We start from the raw sequence: 17,742 nt of genomic DNA, 5'->3' as shown, positions 1-17,742 counted from the left end.
GAACCCACATGGGTATGAAGGACAAGGCCGGCAAGACGCAGGGTCAGGCCAAGCAGAAGGCGCGCGAGGGCCAGCAGCACGGCCAGCAGCAGGCGCAGCAGCACGGCCAGCAGACGCAGCAGCGTGGCCAGCAGGCGCAGCAGCGTGGCCAGCAGGCGCAGCAGCACGGCCAGCAGGCGCGTGAGCGCGGTCGTCAGAACATGGACGACACCGAGCAGGAGATGCAGGACCGGTTCAGCCAGGACTACGACGCCTAGCCGTCGTACCTGGCTGAGCCGGATCGTGTGGGGCGCCCTTCGTTCCGGAGGGTGCCCCGCGCTCTGACGGGGCTCTCCGGTGACGGGGTGCTCAGGGCGCCGTCGGTCTCGGGGGGAGCTTGGGGCGGGAGCGGTCGGGGGTCTCGGTGTAGTCCGGGGGGATCGCCGCCGGGTGGTCGGTCAGCAGGTCCAGGGCCAGTTGGATCGCTTCGTCCATCTCCACATGGCGGCCCTCCGCCCAGTCCAGAGGGGTGCGCAGGACCTCGCGGTCGGGGGCGACGCCGTGGTTCTCCACCGACCAGCCGTACTCCTCGAACCAGGCCGCGTTCATCGGCACCGTGATCACCGTGCCGTCGCCGAGCCGGTGCCGTCCGGTCATGCCGACCACTCCGCCCCAGGTGCGCTGCCCGACCACCGGGCCGAGCCTGAGCAGCCTGATCGCGGCCGTGATCATGTCACCGTCGGAGGAGGTGGCCTCGTCGGTGAGCGCCACGATCGGGCCGCGCGGGGCGTTGGAGGCGTACGACACCGGCTGGGCGTTCCTCGTCAGGTCCCAGCCGAGGATGGTCCGGGTGAGTTTCTCCACGACGAGTTCGCTGATGTGCCCGCCCGCGTTGCCGCGCACGTCGACGATGAGCGCCGGCCGCGACACCTCCCCGCGCAGGTCGCGGTTGAACTGGGCCCAGCCCGAACCGCCCATGTCCGGGATGTGCAGGTAGCCGCACGTGCCGCCGCTCATCTCCCGTACCACCTCACGGCGTTTGGCCACCCAGTCCTGGTAGCGCAGCGGCCGTTCGTCGATCAGCGGGAGGACGGCGACCCGGCGCGGCGGTCCCGGCTCGCCCGCGCCCGGGGTGAACGTCAGCTCCACCGTCGTACCGCCCGCGCCCGCGAGCAGCGGGTAGGGGCCGGTCACCGGATCCACCGGCCTGCCGTCCACGTGGGTGAGGACCGCGCCCTCGCGGATCCCGGTGCCCGCGAGCGGGGAGCGGGCCTTGGAGTCGGAGGAGTCGCCGGGCAGGATCCGCTGGACCGTCCAGCCGCCTTCCCGGCGGGCGAAGTTGGCGCCGAGCAGGCCCTGGAAGCGCTGGTAGTGCGGCGGGCCCTCGTTGCGGCGGGCGGGGGTGACGTAGGCGTGCGAGGTGCCCAGCTCGCCGAGGAGCTCGCGCATCAGGTCGGCGAACTCGTCGGGGGAGGCGACGCGTTCGACCAGCGGACGGTACTGGTCCAGCACCCCGTCCCAGTCGATGCCGCACATCCCGGGGTCCCAGAAGTAGTCGCGGATGAGCCGGCCGGCCTCGGCGTACGCCTGGCGCCACTCGGCGGGCGGGTCGACCTCGTGCAGGATGCGGCGCAGGTCGATCCAGACGGTCGTGTCCCCGTCGCCCGACTCGGTCGACGGGACGGCCCGCAACTCCCCCTCGTCGACCACGACCAGCCGAGTGCCGTCGCCGCTGACCGTGAACCAGTCGAGGTGGTCGACGAGTTCGGCCTTCTTCGCCTTGCTGATGTGGAAGTACTCCAGGGTCGGCCGGCCGCTGGTGTCGGCGGGGTTGGCGAAGGTCTCGCCGAGCGCGCCCGAGATCGGCCAGCGCAGCCAGACCAGACCGCCGCCGGCGACCGGGTACATGGTGGAGTACTTGGAGGCGGCGACCGGGAAGGGGGTCACCCGGTTCTCCAGTCCCTCGACCTCGACCGTCACCGTGCTGCCGTCGCCGGGCTCCTCGTCCTCGACGGGGTCCAGACCGCCGGCGGCGGGCCGTCCGTCCGGGCTGAGGGCGAAGGGGGACGGGGTCGCCGAGGAGAGCGGGACCAGGTAGGGGCGGCAGCCCAGCGGGAAGGAGAGGTCGCCGGTGTGCACGTCGTACACCGGGTCGAAGCCGCGCCAGGACAGGAACGCGAGGTAGCGGCCGTCGCGTGTGAACACCGGGTTCTCGTCCTCGAAGCGGCCGTTGGTGATGTCGATGACGAGCCGGTCGCTGATCCGCGCCATCTTGATCTGCCGCAACGTGCGGCCGATCCCCGGATGCGACCAGGTCAGCCATGACCCGTCCGGCGAGAAGGCCAGATCGCGGACGGGACCGTTGAGCGAGTGGATCAACTCGACCGGATCGACCGGATCGACCGGATCAACGGAATCGGCGGAATCAACGGACTCAACGGACTCAACGGGGTCGGCAGACACGGAATCAACGGGATCGGCAGCGGACTCGGCGCCCTCGGCCCCTTCGGCACCCTCGTCCTGCGGCATGTCGATCAGCAGCAGCCGTCCGTCGTGCGAGGCGACCGCCAGCCGTTCGCCCAGCGGGTCGGAGACCAGTTCGAGCACGCGGCCCAGCCGCCCGGAGGCCAGCCGGTGCGGCGGGCGGTCGCCGCTCGCCCGGGGCAGCGAGGCGACCTCGATCGCGTCCTCGCCCCCGGCGTCCGTGACGTAGGCGATCCGGCCGGTGGAGCCGAGCATCTCCGGGAGCCGTACCCGTACCCCGGGTGTGTCCGCGATGGTGCGGGCCGGGCCGTCGCGGTGGGTGAGCCAGTACAGGCTGCCGCGTACGACGACGGCGCTGGCCCGTCCCGTCTCGTCGACCGAGACGCCGTCGACGTGCTGGGCGGCCGGCACCTGGTAGGGGCGGCGGCCCGCGCGCGGGCCGGACAGCCGTACGTCCAGCCTGCGCGGCTCCGCCTCGGGGCCGAGGTCGTCGACGAGCCACAGGTCGCCTGCGCACTGGTACACCACCCGGGTGCCGTCGCTGGCGGCGTGCCGGGCGTAGAAGGCGTCGTGGTCGGTGTGCCGGCGCAGGTCGGAGCCGTCGTGGGCGCAGGAGTAGAGGTTGCCGATGCCCTCGTGGTCGGAGAGGAAGGCGATCCGGTCGCCGACGAACATCGGGGCGTCCAGATGGCCCCCGATGCCGGCCAGCAGCCGCCGGCCGTGCAGCCACAGCCGGCCCGTGGCACCGCCCCGGTAGCGCTTCCAGCCGGCCGGTTCGTGCGGCGGGGTGCCGGTGAGCAGCAGGGTCCTGCGCTCGCCGGCGAGGTCGGCGACCTGGATGTCGGCGACCGGGCCCCAGGGCAGCTTGCGCCCGGGGTCGCCGTCGGGGGAGACCTTGTAGGCCCAGGTGAAGTAGGAGAACGGCTGGCCGTGCGAGGCGACCGCCAGGATGTCCCCGTCGGGTGTCCAGCCGCACACCCGGGTGTCCGCGCTGCCCCAGTAGGTCAGCTGCCGCCCGGGGCCGCCGTCGACGTCGGTCAGGTGGATCTCGGGCACCAGGCTGCGCCAGCTCGTGTACGCGACCCGGCGGCCGTCGGGGGAGAATCGCGGATGGCCGACCTTGGTGCGGTCGACGGTGAGCCGCCAGGCGCGGCCCGGGGTGTCGAGGGAGGTCAGCCAGAGGTCGTCCTCGGCCACGAAGCACAACAGGTCGCCGTGGAGATGCGGCAGGCGCAGATAGCTCACCTCCCCATGCTTTTCCGGGCCGGGAGGGGCAGCAACTCGTGGAGACGTACGCGTGCGACACGCGGCGTGAGAGAGCACACGTACGAAACGGTTTCGTTTCTATAGATCTCGGGGTATCTTCGTGGTGTAAGCGGGAAGACACCGATGGAGCAACGGAGGGTGAGTGGCATGACTGAGGTCGCAACGGCGCGTCGCAGTCGGATCACGCCCGAGCGCGAGGCCGAGCTGTACGAGGCCGTGCTCGACCTGCTCCGGGAGGTCGGCTACGACGCCCTCACCATGGACGCCGTCGCCGCCCGCACCAAGTCCAGCAAGGCCACCCTCTACCGCCAGTGGGGCGGCAAGGCCGAGCTGGTGGCCAAGGCGGTCCGGCACAACAAGCCGGGCGGCTTCGGGAACATCGACACCGGCTCGCTCAAGGGCGACCTGCACGCCCTCACCCTGCGCTCGGACGACTGCCAGATGGAGCAGAGTTCCGCGCTCATGCGAGGGCTCGCCATGGCGGTCCACGGCAGCCCGGAGCTCCTGGCGGCGTTCAAGGAGCACCTGATCGAGCCCGAGATGATCGAGTTCCGCCGCGTGCTGCAGCGGGCGATCGACCGGGGCGAGGTCCGTGCGGACAACCCGGCCATCGACTTCGTGATGCACATGATGATCGGCGGGTTCGCCGCCCGTTCGCTGATCGACGAGCAGCCTCCCACCCAGGACTTCCTGCTGCAGTACATCGACGCCGTGGTGCTCCCCGCCCTCGGCGTCTGCACCCACTGACCCTTCCCCGCAGCCTGCCCACCTGACGCCTCCGCTCACGTCGTCGGGCCGATCACCCCTGCCACCCACCGGGTTGATCACCCCTGCCCTGCACACCCCACGACCTGACCAGGAGTACGCCCTCGTGGCCACGTTCCTCTACAAACTGGGCCGGCTCGCCTTTCGGCGACGGCACTTCGTCACCCTCCTGTGGGTGGCGCTGCTGACCCTCGCGGGGGTCGGCGCGGCCAGTGCCCCCGCCGCGGGCTCCACGTCCTTCTCGATCCCCGGCACGGAGGCGCAGAAGGCCTTCGACCTGCTGGACCAGCGCTTCCCCGGATCGAGCTCCGACGGCGCCACCGCGCGGGTCGTCTTCAAGGCCCCGGCGGGCGAGAAGATCTCCGACACGCTCAACAAGGCGACCGTCGAGAAGACCGTGCGGAAGCTGGCCGACGGCTCCGAGGTCACCTCCGTCGCCGACCCGTTCAAGACCAGGGCCGTCAGCGAGGACGGCACGACCGCCTACGCCTCGGTGCGCTACGGCGTCTCCGGCATGGAACTCAAGGACTCCTCCCGCGAGGCGCTGCAGGCGGCCGGCCACGACGCGCAGAAGGCCGGGCTGACCGTCGAGATCGGCGGTGACGCCCTGCAGGCCGGGGCCGAACCGGGGGCGGCCGGCGAGGTCGTCGGCCTCGCGATCGCCGCCGTCGTCCTGGTCGTCACCCTGGGCTCGCTGGTCGCGGCCGGGCTGCCGCTGCTGACGGCGATCGTCGGCGTCGGCATCGGCGTCTCCACCATCACCACGCTCGCCAAGACGCTCGACCTCGGCGACACCACGTCCACGCTGGCGCTGATGATCGGCCTCGCGGTCGGCATCGACTACGCGCTGTTCATCGTCTCCCGCTACCGCGGCGAACTGGCCGAGGGCCGCAGCCGCGAGGAAGCGGTCGGCCGCGCGGCCGGCACCGCCGGTTCGGCGGTCGTCTTCGCGGGCCTCACGGTCGTGATCGCGCTGGCCGGCCTGTCCGTCGTCGGCGTCCCGATGCTGACCAAGATGGGTCTCGCGGCGGCCGGCACGGTCGTGGTCGCCGTCCTGATCGCACTGACCATGATCCCGGCGCTGCTCGGCTACGCGGGCAAGCGGGTCAAGCCGGCCGGCGAGAAGCGCGGCAGGCGCCGCGGCGCCGACGGCGAGAAGCGCGGCAGGCGCCCCTCGGCCGCTGCGGGCGGCTCGGCCACCGCCCGTACCTCCGCCTCCGCGGGCGCCACCCCCGCCGCGGTCTCCGGCGTCCCCGCCAAGCCCGGTCTGGGGGAGCGCTGGGCGAGCTTCGTCGTCCGCCGCCCGGCCGCCGTGCTGCTGCTCGGCGTCGTCGGCCTCGGCGCGGTCGCCCTGCCGGTCTCCCAGCTGGAGCTGGGCCTGCCCGACGACGGTTCGCAGCCCACCTCCACCACCCAGCGCCGCGCCTACGACCTCCTCTCGGAGGGCTTCGGCCCCGGCTTCAACGGCCCGCTGATGATCGTGGTCGACGCCAAGGCCAGCGCCGACCCGAAGGCCGCGGCCACCACGGTCACGAACGGCATCAAGGACCTCAAGGACGTCGCCTCCGTCAGCCCGGCGATGTTCAACAAGGCCGGCGACACCGCGATGATCACCGTGGTCCCGTCGTCCAAGCCGTCCTCCACCCGGACCGAGGACCTGGTGCACGCCATCCGCGGCGAGGGCACCGAGGTCCGGGCGGACACCGACGCACGGGTCCTGGTCACCGGCACCACCGCGATGAACATCGACTTCTCGCAGAAGCTCAACGACGCGCTGGTCCCGTACCTCGCGCTGGTGGTCGGTCTCGCCTTCCTCCTGCTGATCGCGGTCTTCCGGTCCGTCCTGGTCCCGCTGAAGGCAGCCCTCGGCTTCCTGCTCAGCGTGCTCGCCGCGCTCGGCGCCGTCGTCGCGGTCTTCCAGTGGGGCTGGCTCGGCGGTCTGCTCGGCGTCGAGCAGACCGGCCCGATCATGTCGATGATGCCGATCTTCATGGTGGGCGTGGTCTTCGGACTCGCCATGGACTACGAGGTGTTCCTCGTGACCCGGATGCGGGAGGCGTACGTCCACGGCGAGACCCCCGGCCAGGCCGTGGTGACCGGCTTCCGGCACAGCGCGCGCGTGGTGGGTGCCGCGGCGGTCATCATGATGTCCGTCTTCGGCGGGTTCATCACCTCCAGTGAGTCCATGATCAAGATGATCGGCTTCGGCCTCGCCATCGCCGTCTTCTTCGACGCCTTCGTCGTCCGCATGGCGATCGTCCCGGCGGTGCTCGCGCTGCTCGGCAGGCGCGCCTGGTGGCTGCCGAGGTGGCTGGACCGCGCGCTGCCCAACGTGGACGTCGAGGGCGAGGGCCTGCGCACCACCGCCGGCGGGAACGCGGGCGGCGACAGCGGACAGGACGAGGAGGACCGGGAGCTGGTACGCGTCTGACGCGGGGCGCGTGACCGACCGCCGGTGAGGGCCCGTGGGGACGGGAAGCCCTCACCGGCTTCCGGCGTTAACGGCTCGCAGCCCGCGTGCCCTCTTCGTTAGCGTGCCCCGTATGACGACGACAGCCGCCACCGACGCCGATGCCCGGGGCCCCGGAGCCCACCCTCGGTTCGCCGCCGCCCTGGCGGAACTGGGGCTCGGGGAGCTGACCGAGCGGGTCCGCCGGTTCCCGGACGCGACCCGTACCGCGGCGGAGGCCGCCGCGGCGCTCGGGTGCGAGCTGAGCGAGATCTGCAAGTCGCTGATCTTCGCGGCCGACGGCGTCCCGGTGCTGGTGCTGATGGACGGCGCCTCCCGGGTCGACGTGGAACTCGTCCGCGAGGAGCTCGGCGCGGAGAAGGTGACGAGGGCCGGGGCCGACACCGTACGCGAGACGACCGGGTACGCCATCGGCGGCGTACCGCCGTTCGGGCACCGCACCCGCACACGCGTGCTCGCCGACCGGGCGCTGCTGCGGCACGACGTGGTGTGGGCCGCCGCGGGCGACCCCCACACGGTCTTCCCGATCGCGCCCGCCGCCCTGGTGGCACACGCGGGCGCCACCGTCGTGGACGTGCGCGAGCCCACCGCGTGACCCCACTGGTCACCGCGGCCGTGCTGACCGCGGCCGTCACGCACGCCAGTTGGAACGCGATCGCCCACCGGATCAGCGACAAGCTGGTCGGCTCGTCGCTGATCGCCGCCGGGGGCGTCCTGATCGGGCTGCTGCTGATGCCGTTCTCGGCGACACCGGCGGCCGGCGCCTGGCCGTACCTCCTGACCTCCGCGGTCGTCCATGTCGCGTACTTCGCGCTGCTGATGCTCTCCTTCCGGCTCGGCGACTTCGGGCAGGCGTATCCCCTCGCACGCGGCACTGCGCCGCTGCTGGTCACGCTGTTCGCCGCCGTCTTCGCGCACGAGGTGCCGGACGCTCCGGCGGCCGCCGGGATCGCCGTGTCCTGTGCCGGGCTCACCGGGGTCGCGCTGTGGGGGCTGCGCGGCCGCCGGCCCGACTGGGCGGCGATCGGCGCGGCCCTCGCCACCGGCCTGACGATCGCCGCGTACACGGTCATCGACGGCCTCGGCGTACGGGCCTCGGGGTCCCCCGTCGGCTACATCGCCTGGCTGATGGCCCTCCAGGGGCTGGTGATCCCCGCGTACGCCCTCGCCCGCAGGCACGGCGAACTGCTCACCGCGGCACGCCCGTTCGCGGCCCTGGGACTGTTCGGCGCCCTCCTGTCCGTCTGTGCCTACGGCCTGGTCCTGTGGGCCCAGACCCGCGCCGAACTCGCCCCGATCGCCGCACTGCGCGAGTCGTCGGTCATCGTCGGAGCCGCCATCGGCGCCCTCTTCTTCAAGGAGCGGTTCGGGGCGCCCAGGATCGCGGCGGCCGGTCTCCTGGTCGTGGGCATCGGGCTGATGCTGCACGCCGGTTGACCGGTGGCCCCTCAGTCGCGCCGGGACGACAGCAGGCGCGCTGCCAGGGCCAGCAGGAGTGCGGCGCCGACGAGGTACAGGCCGAGGCGGGCCTCGGGTACCGCAGGTGACCACACCCGCCAGGCGGACCGCGGGTAGCTGTCTGCTGCCAGGTAGGCCCCGTAGATGCGCGGCGGTGCGGTCTGCCCCCGCACCCACAGCAGAGCGCCCAGGGCGCCGCAGGTCGCGGAGACCGCGTAGAGGGCCGTGGCGCGGCGTGGGGCCGGTCTGTTCACGAAGGCACCTTCGCTTTCGGTCGGGGTGGGGGGATTCTCGCCGCTCGTGTCCGTCACGTCCGCACCGGGTCGGGGCCGCCGGCGGCCGTGCGTGCGGCGGCCCCGCGGAGTCCGGCCCGCACCGAACTCGGCCGGTACGCCCCTTGCGTCGACCGCCCGTCCGGTGGACTTGCCGTTGCCTTGACGAACCGTTCGTCGAACGTTCAGACGCCCGCCTGTGCCCGGGTTGTGTGCTCTCCGTAAGGTCCCTGCGGATTGCGGAAGAAGGGACGCATGGGACTCATGGACACACTCCACGCAGTCCGGGCCCGCGGGATCACCAAGTGCTTCGGTGACGTCGTCGCGCTCGACGGCGTCGACCTGGACGTGACGCAAGGTCAGATCCACGGCCTGGTCGGTCCCAACGGCGCCGGAAAGACGACTCTGCTGGGCCTGCTGCTGGGCCTGGCCGTCGCCGACGGCGGCCGCCTCGAGATCCTCGGCACGCCGGTCGAACGGGCCCTCACCGCCCCCGACGGCGTCGCCGGCTTCGTGGACGCACCCGGTCTCTACCCCTCGCTCACCGCCCGGCAGAACCTCGCCGCCCTCGCCGCGCTCCGCGGTCTGGACACCGGGACGGCGCTCATCGACGAGGTACTCGCCGAGGCCGGGCTCACCGATGTCGCCGACGACAAGACCCGCGGCTTCTCGCTCGGTATGCGCCAACGGCTCGGACTCGCCGCGGCCCTGCTCACCGGACCCCGGCTGCTCGTCCTCGACGAGCCGTCCAACGGCCTGGACCCGGCCGGCAAGAGACACGTGCACGGCGTCCTCAACCGGCTCGCCGCCGACGGCACCGCCGTGGTCCTCTCCAGCCACCGGATGGACGACCTGGAGGCCCTGTGCTCCGAGGTCACCATTCTCGCCACCGGACGTGTCGTGTTCTCCGGGCCGCTCGGCAAACTGGCCGCCGAGAACCGTGAACTCGACTACCGGCTGCGCACCTCCGACCCCCTCACCGCGCGCCGGATCGCCGGTGACACGGCCGGGATCCGGATCGTCGACGACAGCGGCGTACGGCAGGACCCCGACGTGCTCGTGGTCCGCGCCCTGGTGCCCGCCCTCGACCGGCTCGTGGCCGAGGTCGTGCGCGCGGACGTCGCGGTCCGTGAACTCGCCCCGGTCGTCTCGCCGCTGGAGGCCGCCTTCCTCGCCCTCACCGAGCAGCAGGAGGCCGGCCGATGACCGCGACCACCGCCCCCACGACCGTCACCGGGCCGCCCCCGGCCGCCGCGCGCCGGGTCCCGGTGTCCCGCGGCTACCGCTTCGAACTGGTCAAACTCGTCTCGCAGTGGCGGATCCGGCTGCTGGTCCTCGCCTGCTGGACCGTTCCGGGGCTGTTCGTCGCGGGGGTCGGCAAGCAGAGCACGCTCCCCTCCGACACGCTGTTCGGACGCTGGATGCACGCGACCGGCTGGGCCGGACCGCTGGTGATCCTCGGCTTCGCGGGCACCTGGGCGCTGCCCCTGCTGACCTCGGTGGTCGCCGGTGACGTGTTCGCCTCCGAGGACCGGCTCGGCACCTGGCGCCACCTGCTGGTCGCGGTCCGCTCGCCCACCCGGATCTTCGTGGCGAAGTCACTGGCCAGCCTCACCGTCATCGTGCTCCTGGTGGCCGGACTGGCCTGCTCCAGCGCGGTCGGCGGACTGCTGGCGGTCGGCGACCAGCCGCTGGTCGGCCTCGACGGTCATCTGCTCACCCCGGGGGACACGGCCGTCAGGGTCCTGCTGGCCTGGGCCGCCGCCCTCGCTCCGACCCTGGCCCTCGCCGCGATCGGACTGCTCGGCTCGGTGGCGCTGGGCCGTTCCCCCATGGGGCTGCTGCTGCCCCCGGTCGTCGCGCTCGCGATGTCGGTCGCCCAGATGCTGCCGCTGCCCGTCGCCGTGCGCCTCGCCCTGCCCGGCTACGCCTTCGTCTCCTGGAACGGGCTGTTCACCAGCCCCACCCAGCTCGCACCGCTGCTGACCGGCGTCGCGGTGAGCCTGGCGTGGGCGGCGCTCGCCACGATCCTGGCCCATGTGCTGTTCGTACGGCGGGACTTCACCAACCCCGCCGACGACGGTTCCGGACGCCGCGCGCTCACCCTCGGTGTGCTGCCGCTGGCGGCGCTGACCGCCGTCACCGTCGGGGCGGTCGCCGCGGCCACCCCCTCGACGGGCTCCGGCATCCGGCAGGACAAGGTGCAGAAGTCCCTCGCCACGGCCTTCGGGCACCTCTACCGCCTGCAGACGCAGGAACTCCATCGACCCGCCGTCACCGAGAAGCAGTTGGGGGCCACGGCGGCGTGCACCAAGAGCGACGGCCAGGCCGCCCAGGAGGGCGCGGGGAACGACTGGCGTTGCGTCGTGAGCTGGCACCTCCCCGGCGTCCCGGTGACGGGGACGGCGATCTACCAGCTCGACATCACCTCGGACGGGCGGTTCGTGGCCGACGGTGACGGTCCCAAGGAGGTCAACGGTTACTTCCTCGTGCGGACCTCCACCGGCGACGCCCCGAATCCGCTGTGGCAGTTCGACGGCAACGTCGATCTGCTCGACATCCACTGAAGGGAACAGTTCCGTGCAGGTAATCCGCCAGCGCCGGATCAGTGAGAAGAGACAGGTCAACCTTTTCGGCCGCCGCGTCGGCCGCCGGGCCCTGATGGTGACGGCGGGTATCGCCGTCGCCCTCGGCGTCACGGGCACCGCGGTCGCCTCGACGTACCAGTTCGGCACCCAGCAGGTGGGCCAGAAAACCGCCAACGGTCAGGTCGTCTCCGCCGACCAGTACATCAACCCCTACGGCACCCGCACCGTCATCAACGACGGCAAGATCATGTCGTCGACGGTCAGCCCCGACGGCACCCACCTCGCCGCCTCGATCGCCGACGGCGACGCCTCCCTGGTCGTCATGGACCTGAGCACCGGTCAGGTCAAGCAGAAGATCGGCACCAGCACGGCGGACGACCTGCGGATCAGCAGCGGCGCGGTGGGCCAGGAGGGCCCGACCTACTCGCCCGACGGCAAACAGCTGTGGCTGGGGCAGGCGAACGGCTACACGAAGTTCACCGTCAACGCCGACGGCACCCTCGCCGATCCGACGGCCGTCACCATCGCGGCCGACGGCTCCAAGCAGGCGCTGGTGGGCGCGGCCGTCTTCTCGGCCGACGGCTCCACCGTGTACTCCGCGGTCAACGGCCAGAACAAGGTGGTCGCGATAGACGCGGCGACCGGCACGGTCAAGCAGACCTGGGCGGTCGGCAACGCCCCGCGCGGCATCGCGCTGATCGGCGGCAAGCTCTACGTCAGCAACGAGGGCGGGCGCCCGGCCGAGGCCGGCGACACCACCATCAACTCGTACGGCACCGACGTCGTGGCGGACCCGAAGACCGGGGCCAGCACCACCGGCACGGTCAGCGTCATCGACACCGCGGACCCGTCCGCCGCCGTCGGCAGCATCGCCGTGGGCCTGCACCCGACCGCGGTGTACGCGAGCCGGGGCGCGGTGTTCGTCACCAACACCGCCGACAACAGCGTGTCGGTCATCGACAGCCGCAGGGACCGGGTCGTCCAGACCATCGCCACCCAGCCGTGGCCGGAGGCGTCGGTCGGCTACGAGCCCAACGCGGTCACGCTCACCGAGGACGGACGCCTGCTGGTCACGCTCGGCCGCGCCAACGCCGTCGCCGTCTACCGGTACACGTCCCCGCAGATGCCGGCCCGTTACGTCGGCCTGCTCCCGACGGACTACTACCCGTCGGGGGTCTTCGCCGACGGGAAGAAGATCGTCGTCGCCAACACCCGCGGCGTCGACGCGCTGCGCCCGGACGCCGCCGGCCACAACACGCACGACACCACGTCGAGCCTCACCCGGTTCACGCTGCCGAGCGACCAGGTCGTCAGGTCCGAGACGGCCAAGGTCTTCAGGCAGAACGGCTGGACCGCCGGCTCGGTGCGGACCGCCAAGGGCTACGGCCACGCCAAGGCCGTCCCGGTCCCCAAGCGGATCGGCGACCCCTCGACGATCAAGCACGTCTTCCTGCTCGTCAAGGAGAACCGCACCTACGACCAGGTCTTCGGCGACCTCCCGCAGGGCAACGGCGACTCCTCGCTCACCCAGTTCGGCGCGAACGTCACGCCCAACCAGCACGCGCTGGCCCAGCAGTTCGGTCTGTACGACAACTTCTACGACATCGGCACCAACTCCGCCGAGGGCCACAACTGGCTGATGCAGTCGGACAACCCGGAGTACACCGAGTCGTCGGCCGGCGAGTACACGCGCAGCTACGACACCGAGAACGACGTCCTCGGCCACCAGAAGAGCGGCTTCATCTGGACCGGTGCGCAGGCGGCCGGCAAGTCCGTGAAGGACTTCGGCGAGTTCCAGTCGGACGAGACCAAGCCGGCCGGGGCGACCTGGCAGAACCTGTACTGCGACAGCAAGAACATGGCCGCGACCGGGGCCTCGACCGCCTATCCCATCAAGACGGGCTCGGCGATCCCCTCGCTCAACGACGTGTCGGTGCAGGGCTTCCCGCTGTTCGACCTGAGCGTCCCCGACATCTACAAAGAGCAGATCTGGAAGCAGGACTTCGAGAAGAACGGCCCGGCGAACCTGAACATGTTCTGGTTCTCCAACGACCACACCGGCGGCCCGGCCAACGCCGCCGCCGAGGTCGCCGACAACGACCTCGCGGTCGGCCGGACGGTCGACGAGATCACCCACAGCAAGTACTGGAAGGACTCGGCGATCTTCGTCGTCGAGGACGACTCCCAGGCCGGTCTCGACCACGTCGACGGCCACCGTGCCCCGGTCCAGGTCATCAGCCCGTACGCCCAGCACGGCGCGGTCGACGATCACTACTACTCGCAGATCACCATGATCCGCACCATCGAGCAGATCCTCGGGATCCAGCCGATGAACCAGCTCGACAGCGCGGCCACCCCGATGTACGGGGCGTTCACCGGCAAGGCGGACGACACCCCGTTCACGGCGGTCCCCAACCGGACCTCGCTCACCCTCGGCGTGAACCCGCAGCCGACCTGTGGCTCGGACACCCCGGCGGCCCAGGACACCAGGGCGGCCGCCGCGCCGACGTCGGTGGCGGTGCCGGCGGCCGAGAAGCAGCTCGCGGCGCAGTGGCAGAGCTGGGCCTCGCACCAGCGGCTGACCGGCAAGAACGCGGTGCCGGACTACGCCAACCCCACCCAGATGAACCGCTACACCTGGTACCAGACCCACAACTGGACCAAGCCGTACCCGGGTGACAAGAAGATCTACACACCGGACGAGGTCCCGGGCGCCTACCTGCCCTCCTCGGAGAACGACGGCTGATCCCGCCCGCGCACCCCAGGGGACCCCGGCCGGCGCCGGGGTCCCCTGTGTCTTCCGGCCCGAAGCGGGTAGGCGTCGCGCGCAGCCGACCGCCGTGCGCCAAGCTGGCCTGCGGAACGTACGAGGACAGGGAGACGTCATGACCGACAAGCCGACCGTCGCCGTGCTGGGCACCGGCATCATGGGCGCCGCGATGGCCCGCAACCTCCTGAAGGCCGGGCACCCCGTCCGCGCGTGGAACCGCACCCGCGCCAAGGCCGAGCCGCTCGCGGCCGACGGCGCCCGGGTGACCGGCACCCCGGCCGAGGCCGTCGAGGGCGTCGACGTCGTGCTGACCATGCTGTACGACGGTGCCACCGCCCTGGCGGCGCTGCGCGAGGCCGCCCCGGCGCTGCGGCCCGGCCTGCCGTGGGTCCAGTCGACCACCGCGGGACTCGACCAGATCCCCGACCTGGCCGCGTTCGCGAGCGAGCACGGCCTGGTCTTCTACGACGCCCCGGTGCTGGGCACCCGCCAGCCCGCCGAGGCCGGACAGCTGACCGTCCTGGCCGCCGGGCCCGAGCAGGGCCGGGAGACGCTCGCGCCGGTCTTCGACGCCGTCGGCGCCCGCACGCTGTGGACCGGCGACGACGGGTCCTCCGCGGCCGCGACCCGGCTCAAGCTGGTCGCCAACAGCTGGGTGATCGCGGCCACCGCGGCGACCGGCGAGGTGGTGGCGCTGGCGCAGGCCCTCGGTGTCGACCCGCAGGACTTCTTCGACATCATCGAGGGCGGCCCGCTCGACATGGGCTATCTGCGGGCCAAGGCCAAGCTGATCCTCGACGGCCAACTGACCCCGCCGTCCTTCGCGGTGGACACCGCCGAGAAGGACGCCCGGCTGATCGTCGCCGCGGGTGCGGGCAACGGCGTGCGCCTCGACGTCGCCGAGGCCGCCGCCGAACGCTTCGCCCGGGCCGCCGCCCAGGGCCACGCCGACGAGGACATGGCCGCCGCGTACTTCGCCAGCTTCGACAAGGAGTAGCCCCCACCCGACGTGACGGCCCGGCCCTTCGGGAGCACCCTGGAAGCAGCGATTCCGGAAAGGTGGTGCTCATGATGCGGACCGCTGTGGGATGGCATGTGGAGCTGGAGTTCCTGGAGGACGAGACGCACACGCGCGCGGTGGCCCTGGTCCGCCTGCCCGACGGCACCGAGGTACGCGCGCACGGCCACGCGAGCCGGCACGACTCCGACAACAACCAGCCCAGGGTCGGCGAGGAGATCGCAGGCGCCCGCGCCCTGAACGAACTGGCCATGCAACTGCTGACCAAGGCGCACGGCGAGATAGACGCCGACTCGGGCCGCCACTCGCACCCGATCAACGTGTGAGGGTCCGAGGCCGGTCCGGGGGCCGCGCGCCGGTGCTACGACAGCGCCGTGCGTACCGCCCGTACCAGTGCCTGGGCCCGTGGGTCCGCCGTCACGCTCTTGCGGAAGCCGTTGGTGACGTAGCCGAAGGCGATGCCCGAGACGGGGTCCGCGAAGGCCAGCGAGCCGCCGCGGCCCGGGTGGCCGAAGGAGGCCGGGGAGAGCAGCGGTGAGGCGCTGCCGTCCAGCATGTAGCCGAGTCCGAAGCGGGTGGAGACGACCAGGACACGGTCGGGCCCCGCGGACTGCTCGGCGCGGGCCCGTTCCGCGGTCTCGCGGGTGAACAGCCGGCGGCCGCCGTCGACCTCGCCGATCAGGGACGCGTAGAAGCGGGCCAGGCCGTCGGCGGTGGCGATGCCGTTGGAGGCGGGGAGGGCGGCCGCGTGATAGACGGGGTCGTTCTCGTCCGGGAGCGGGCTGATCGCGCCGAACGCCCGGCGGGTCAGCGATCCGGGGTCGGCGTACGCCTCGGAGACGGCCCGCTTCGGCCGGGTCCGCAGCCCGCCGGCGGCCTCCGGCGCGGCCACCGGCCCGACCCGCCCCACGCGCGCCTGCTCGGCCTCGGGCAGCCCGAGCCACAGGTCGGCGCCGACCGGCCGGGCGATCTCGTCCGCGATCCACGCGCCGACGCCGCGCCCGGTCACCCGCCGCACCAGCTCGCCGGTCAGCCAGCTGAAGGTCTGCGCGTGGTAGCCGTGGTCGGTGCCCGGTTCCCACACCGGTGCCTGCGCGGCCACCGCCGCCGCGCCCACCTCGGGGTCGGCGGCCTCCTCGGGCGTCAGGGGCCGGTCCAGCACCGGCACGCCCGCGCGGTGCGCGAGCACCTGCCGTACCAGCGTGCGCTCCTTGCCCGCCGCCTTGAACTCCGGCCAGTACTCGCCCACCGGGGCGTCCAGGTCCAGCTCCCCGCGCTGCCACAGGAGCAGCAGTGCGGCGGCGGCCACGCCCTTGGTGGCCGAGCGCACGACCTGCGCGGTGCCCCGCTCCCAGGGGGCGGTGCCGTCGACGTCCTTCGCGCCCGCCCACAGGTCGACCACCCGGTGGCCGCCCCGGTAGACGGCCACCGCCGCGCCGCGGTCCCCCAGCAGCTCGAAGTTCCGGGTGAACGCGTCCCTCACCGGCTCGAAGCCCTCGGCCACAGTGCCGTTCACGTCCACGTGCGTACTCCTCGCTGGGCGGCGCCGCCGCGCTGTCGCGCTGTCGTTTCCTCTCTCAACCAAGCACGATCGTCACGTCGATGTTCCCGCGGGTCGCGTTCGAGTACGGGCACACCTCGTGGGCGGCGTCCACCAGCTTCGCCGCGACGTCCGCGTCCAGTACCGGGAGCGAGACGCTGAGGGCGACCGCGAGGCCGTAGCCGCGCTGCTTGTTGGGGCCGATGCCGACCTTCGCGGCGACCGTGGAGCCGGTGAGGTCGTAGCCGGAGCGGTTGCCGACGAGGATCAGCGCGTTGTGGAAGCAGGAGCTGTAGCCGGCCGCGAACAACTGCTCCGGGTTGGTGCCGGTCCCGTCGCCGCCCAGCTCCGGCGGCATCGCGACCTTGAGGTCGATCCGGCCGTCCTGGCTGGTCACATACCCGTCCCGACCGCCGTGCGCGGTCGCCTCCGCGACATACATGATCTTCGTCGGACGGGTGTCGACGGTGGCGCCTTCGAGCACGGCGGGACCTCCCCCAGAGCGGAAACGGTGGTGGGCAACACAGAAGTGCGCAAGCACATCGTGCACAAGGTACCGACCGGTAGGAAGGGCTGTGACGAGCAGGGGGTGGAAACCGTGGGTAACAGGCGGTGGGGCTACACCTGGTGCCAGGCCGACCGGCCGGCCCGGTCCGCGAGCTCCCGCAGCTCCTCGCGCAACCGCGCCACCTGCGCCCCGCCCAGCCCCGTCGTCGTGAGCAGCGCGCCCGGTATGCGCGCCGCACGCTCCCGCAGCTCCCCCGCGCGCTCGGTGCACGCGACGAGCACCGAGCGCTCGTCGTGCTCCGAGCGCTCCCTGCGCACCAGGCCCGCCGCCTCCAACCGCTTCAGCAGGGGTGAGACCGTGCCGTAGTCGAGGCGGAGCGCGGCGGCCAGCTCCTTCACCGTGGTCTCGCCCCGCTCCCACAGGACCAGCAGCACCAGGTACTGCGGGTAGGTGAGCCCCAGTTCGTCGAGGAGCGGGCGGTATGCGGCGGTCACGGCACGCTGTGCGGCGTACAGCGCGAAGCACAGCTGGTCGTCCAGGCGCGGCACCCTGGCGTCCTCTTCTGTCGTCACGTGCCCATTGTCACGGACGCGGGCATGTGCGGGACGGCCGTCACGGAAACGC

15 protein-coding genes are annotated in these 17,742 nt (G+C 72.3%); 10 read left to right on the top strand and 5 right to left on the bottom strand.

Annotation, left to right across the window (positions count from 1 at the left end):
• The first annotated feature begins 8 nt into the window (after window positions 1-8).
• Window positions 9-257, top strand: coding sequence for a hypothetical protein (locus ABZ646_RS00180; RefSeq protein WP_360511306.1), 249 nt, complete (start codon window positions 9-11; stop codon window positions 255-257).
• Window positions 258-348: 91 nt separating this feature from the next.
• On the opposite strand, the gene ABZ646_RS00175 is transcribed toward ABZ646_RS00180, so the two are convergent.
• Window positions 349-3,708 carry a S41 family peptidase gene (locus tag ABZ646_RS00175; RefSeq protein WP_360511304.1) on the bottom strand — a complete coding sequence of 1,120 codons (3,360 nt, stop codon included), beginning with the start codon at window positions 3,706-3,708 and terminating at the stop codon, window positions 349-351.
• A 168-nt stretch (window positions 3,709-3,876) separates the two neighbouring features.
• On the opposite strand from ABZ646_RS00175, the gene ABZ646_RS00170 reads away from it, so the two are divergent.
• The 4 genes from ABZ646_RS00170 to ABZ646_RS00155 all read left to right on the top strand — a co-directional run bounded on the left by ABZ646_RS00170 (window position 3,877) and on the right by ABZ646_RS00155 (window position 8,401).
• Window positions 3,877-4,476 carry a TetR/AcrR family transcriptional regulator gene (locus ABZ646_RS00170; protein ID WP_360511302.1) on the top strand — a complete coding sequence of 200 codons (600 nt, stop codon included), beginning with the start codon at window positions 3,877-3,879 and terminating at the stop codon, window positions 4,474-4,476.
• 124 nt (window positions 4,477-4,600) lie between these two features.
• The gene (locus ABZ646_RS00165) at window positions 4,601-6,925 is read left to right on the top strand and encodes an MMPL family transporter (RefSeq protein WP_360511300.1); all 2,325 of its coding nucleotides are present in this window, start codon (window positions 4,601-4,603) and stop codon (window positions 6,923-6,925) included.
• Window positions 6,926-7,037: 112 nt separating this feature from the next.
• Complete coding sequence (locus tag ABZ646_RS00160) at window positions 7,038-7,559, top strand: YbaK/EbsC family protein (protein WP_360511298.1); 522 nt, start codon at window positions 7,038-7,040, stop codon at window positions 7,557-7,559.
• A complete protein-coding gene (locus tag ABZ646_RS00155) occupies window positions 7,556-8,401 on the top strand; it encodes a DMT family transporter (RefSeq protein WP_360511296.1) in 846 nt (281 codons plus the stop codon). The genes ABZ646_RS00160 and ABZ646_RS00155 overlap by 4 nt, the downstream gene beginning before the upstream one ends.
• 11 nt (window positions 8,402-8,412) lie before the next feature.
• Here the strand turns inward: ABZ646_RS00155 and ABZ646_RS00150 are convergent, their stop codons facing one another.
• Window positions 8,413-8,676 (bottom strand): hypothetical protein, encoded by a 264-nt coding sequence (locus tag ABZ646_RS00150; RefSeq protein WP_360511294.1) that lies wholly within the window; start codon window positions 8,674-8,676, stop codon window positions 8,413-8,415.
• Window positions 8,677-8,958: 282 nt separating this feature from the next.
• Between ABZ646_RS00150 and ABZ646_RS00145 the strand changes: the two genes are divergently transcribed.
• The 5 genes from ABZ646_RS00145 (at window position 8,959) to ABZ646_RS00125 (ending at window position 15,396) form a co-directional block, all read left to right on the top strand.
• Complete coding sequence (locus tag ABZ646_RS00145) at window positions 8,959-9,900, top strand: ABC transporter ATP-binding protein (RefSeq protein WP_360511357.1); 942 nt, start codon at window positions 8,959-8,961, stop codon at window positions 9,898-9,900.
• Entirely contained in the window at window positions 9,897-11,261 is a 1,365-nt protein-coding gene (locus tag ABZ646_RS00140) for an ABC transporter permease (RefSeq protein ID WP_360511292.1), read from the top strand. Before ABZ646_RS00145 ends, ABZ646_RS00140 begins: the two co-directional genes overlap by 4 nt.
• A gap of 13 nt (window positions 11,262-11,274) precedes the next feature.
• Window positions 11,275-14,028, top strand: coding sequence for an alkaline phosphatase family protein (locus ABZ646_RS00135; RefSeq protein ID WP_360511290.1), 2,754 nt, complete (start codon window positions 11,275-11,277; stop codon window positions 14,026-14,028).
• Window positions 14,029-14,167: 139 nt separating this feature from the next.
• Window positions 14,168-15,049, top strand: a complete 882-nt coding sequence (locus tag ABZ646_RS00130; RefSeq protein ID WP_360511288.1) for an NAD(P)-dependent oxidoreductase — start codon at window positions 14,168-14,170, stop codon at window positions 15,047-15,049.
• Between the two features lie 71 nt (window positions 15,050-15,120).
• The gene (locus ABZ646_RS00125) at window positions 15,121-15,396 is read left to right on the top strand and encodes a DUF1876 domain-containing protein (RefSeq protein ID WP_132891924.1); all 276 of its coding nucleotides are present in this window, start codon (window positions 15,121-15,123) and stop codon (window positions 15,394-15,396) included.
• Between the two features lie 35 nt (window positions 15,397-15,431).
• On the opposite strand, the gene ABZ646_RS00120 is transcribed toward ABZ646_RS00125, so the two are convergent.
• From ABZ646_RS00120 to ABZ646_RS00110, 3 genes are all read right to left on the bottom strand, one after another.
• Window positions 15,432-16,592 (bottom strand): serine hydrolase domain-containing protein, encoded by a 1,161-nt coding sequence (locus ABZ646_RS00120; protein ID WP_360511286.1) that lies wholly within the window; start codon window positions 16,590-16,592, stop codon window positions 15,432-15,434.
• Between the two features lie 55 nt (window positions 16,593-16,647).
• Entirely contained in the window at window positions 16,648-17,052 is a 405-nt protein-coding gene (locus ABZ646_RS00115; RefSeq protein ID WP_360511355.1) for an organic hydroperoxide resistance protein, read from the bottom strand.
• Between the two features lie 176 nt (window positions 17,053-17,228).
• Window positions 17,229-17,690, bottom strand: a complete 462-nt coding sequence (locus tag ABZ646_RS00110) for a MarR family transcriptional regulator (RefSeq protein WP_360511284.1) — start codon at window positions 17,688-17,690, stop codon at window positions 17,229-17,231.
• Window positions 17,691-17,742: the final 52 nt, after the last annotated feature.

Origin of the sequence: Streptomyces sp. NPDC007162 (genome assembly GCF_040634175.1) — a bacterium.
In the GTDB taxonomy this organism is placed as follows: Bacteria; Actinomycetota; Actinomycetes; order Streptomycetales; family Streptomycetaceae; genus Streptomyces.
Note: the sequence above shows the minus strand (reverse complement) of the source record. Positions and strands in the feature narration are given on the sequence as shown.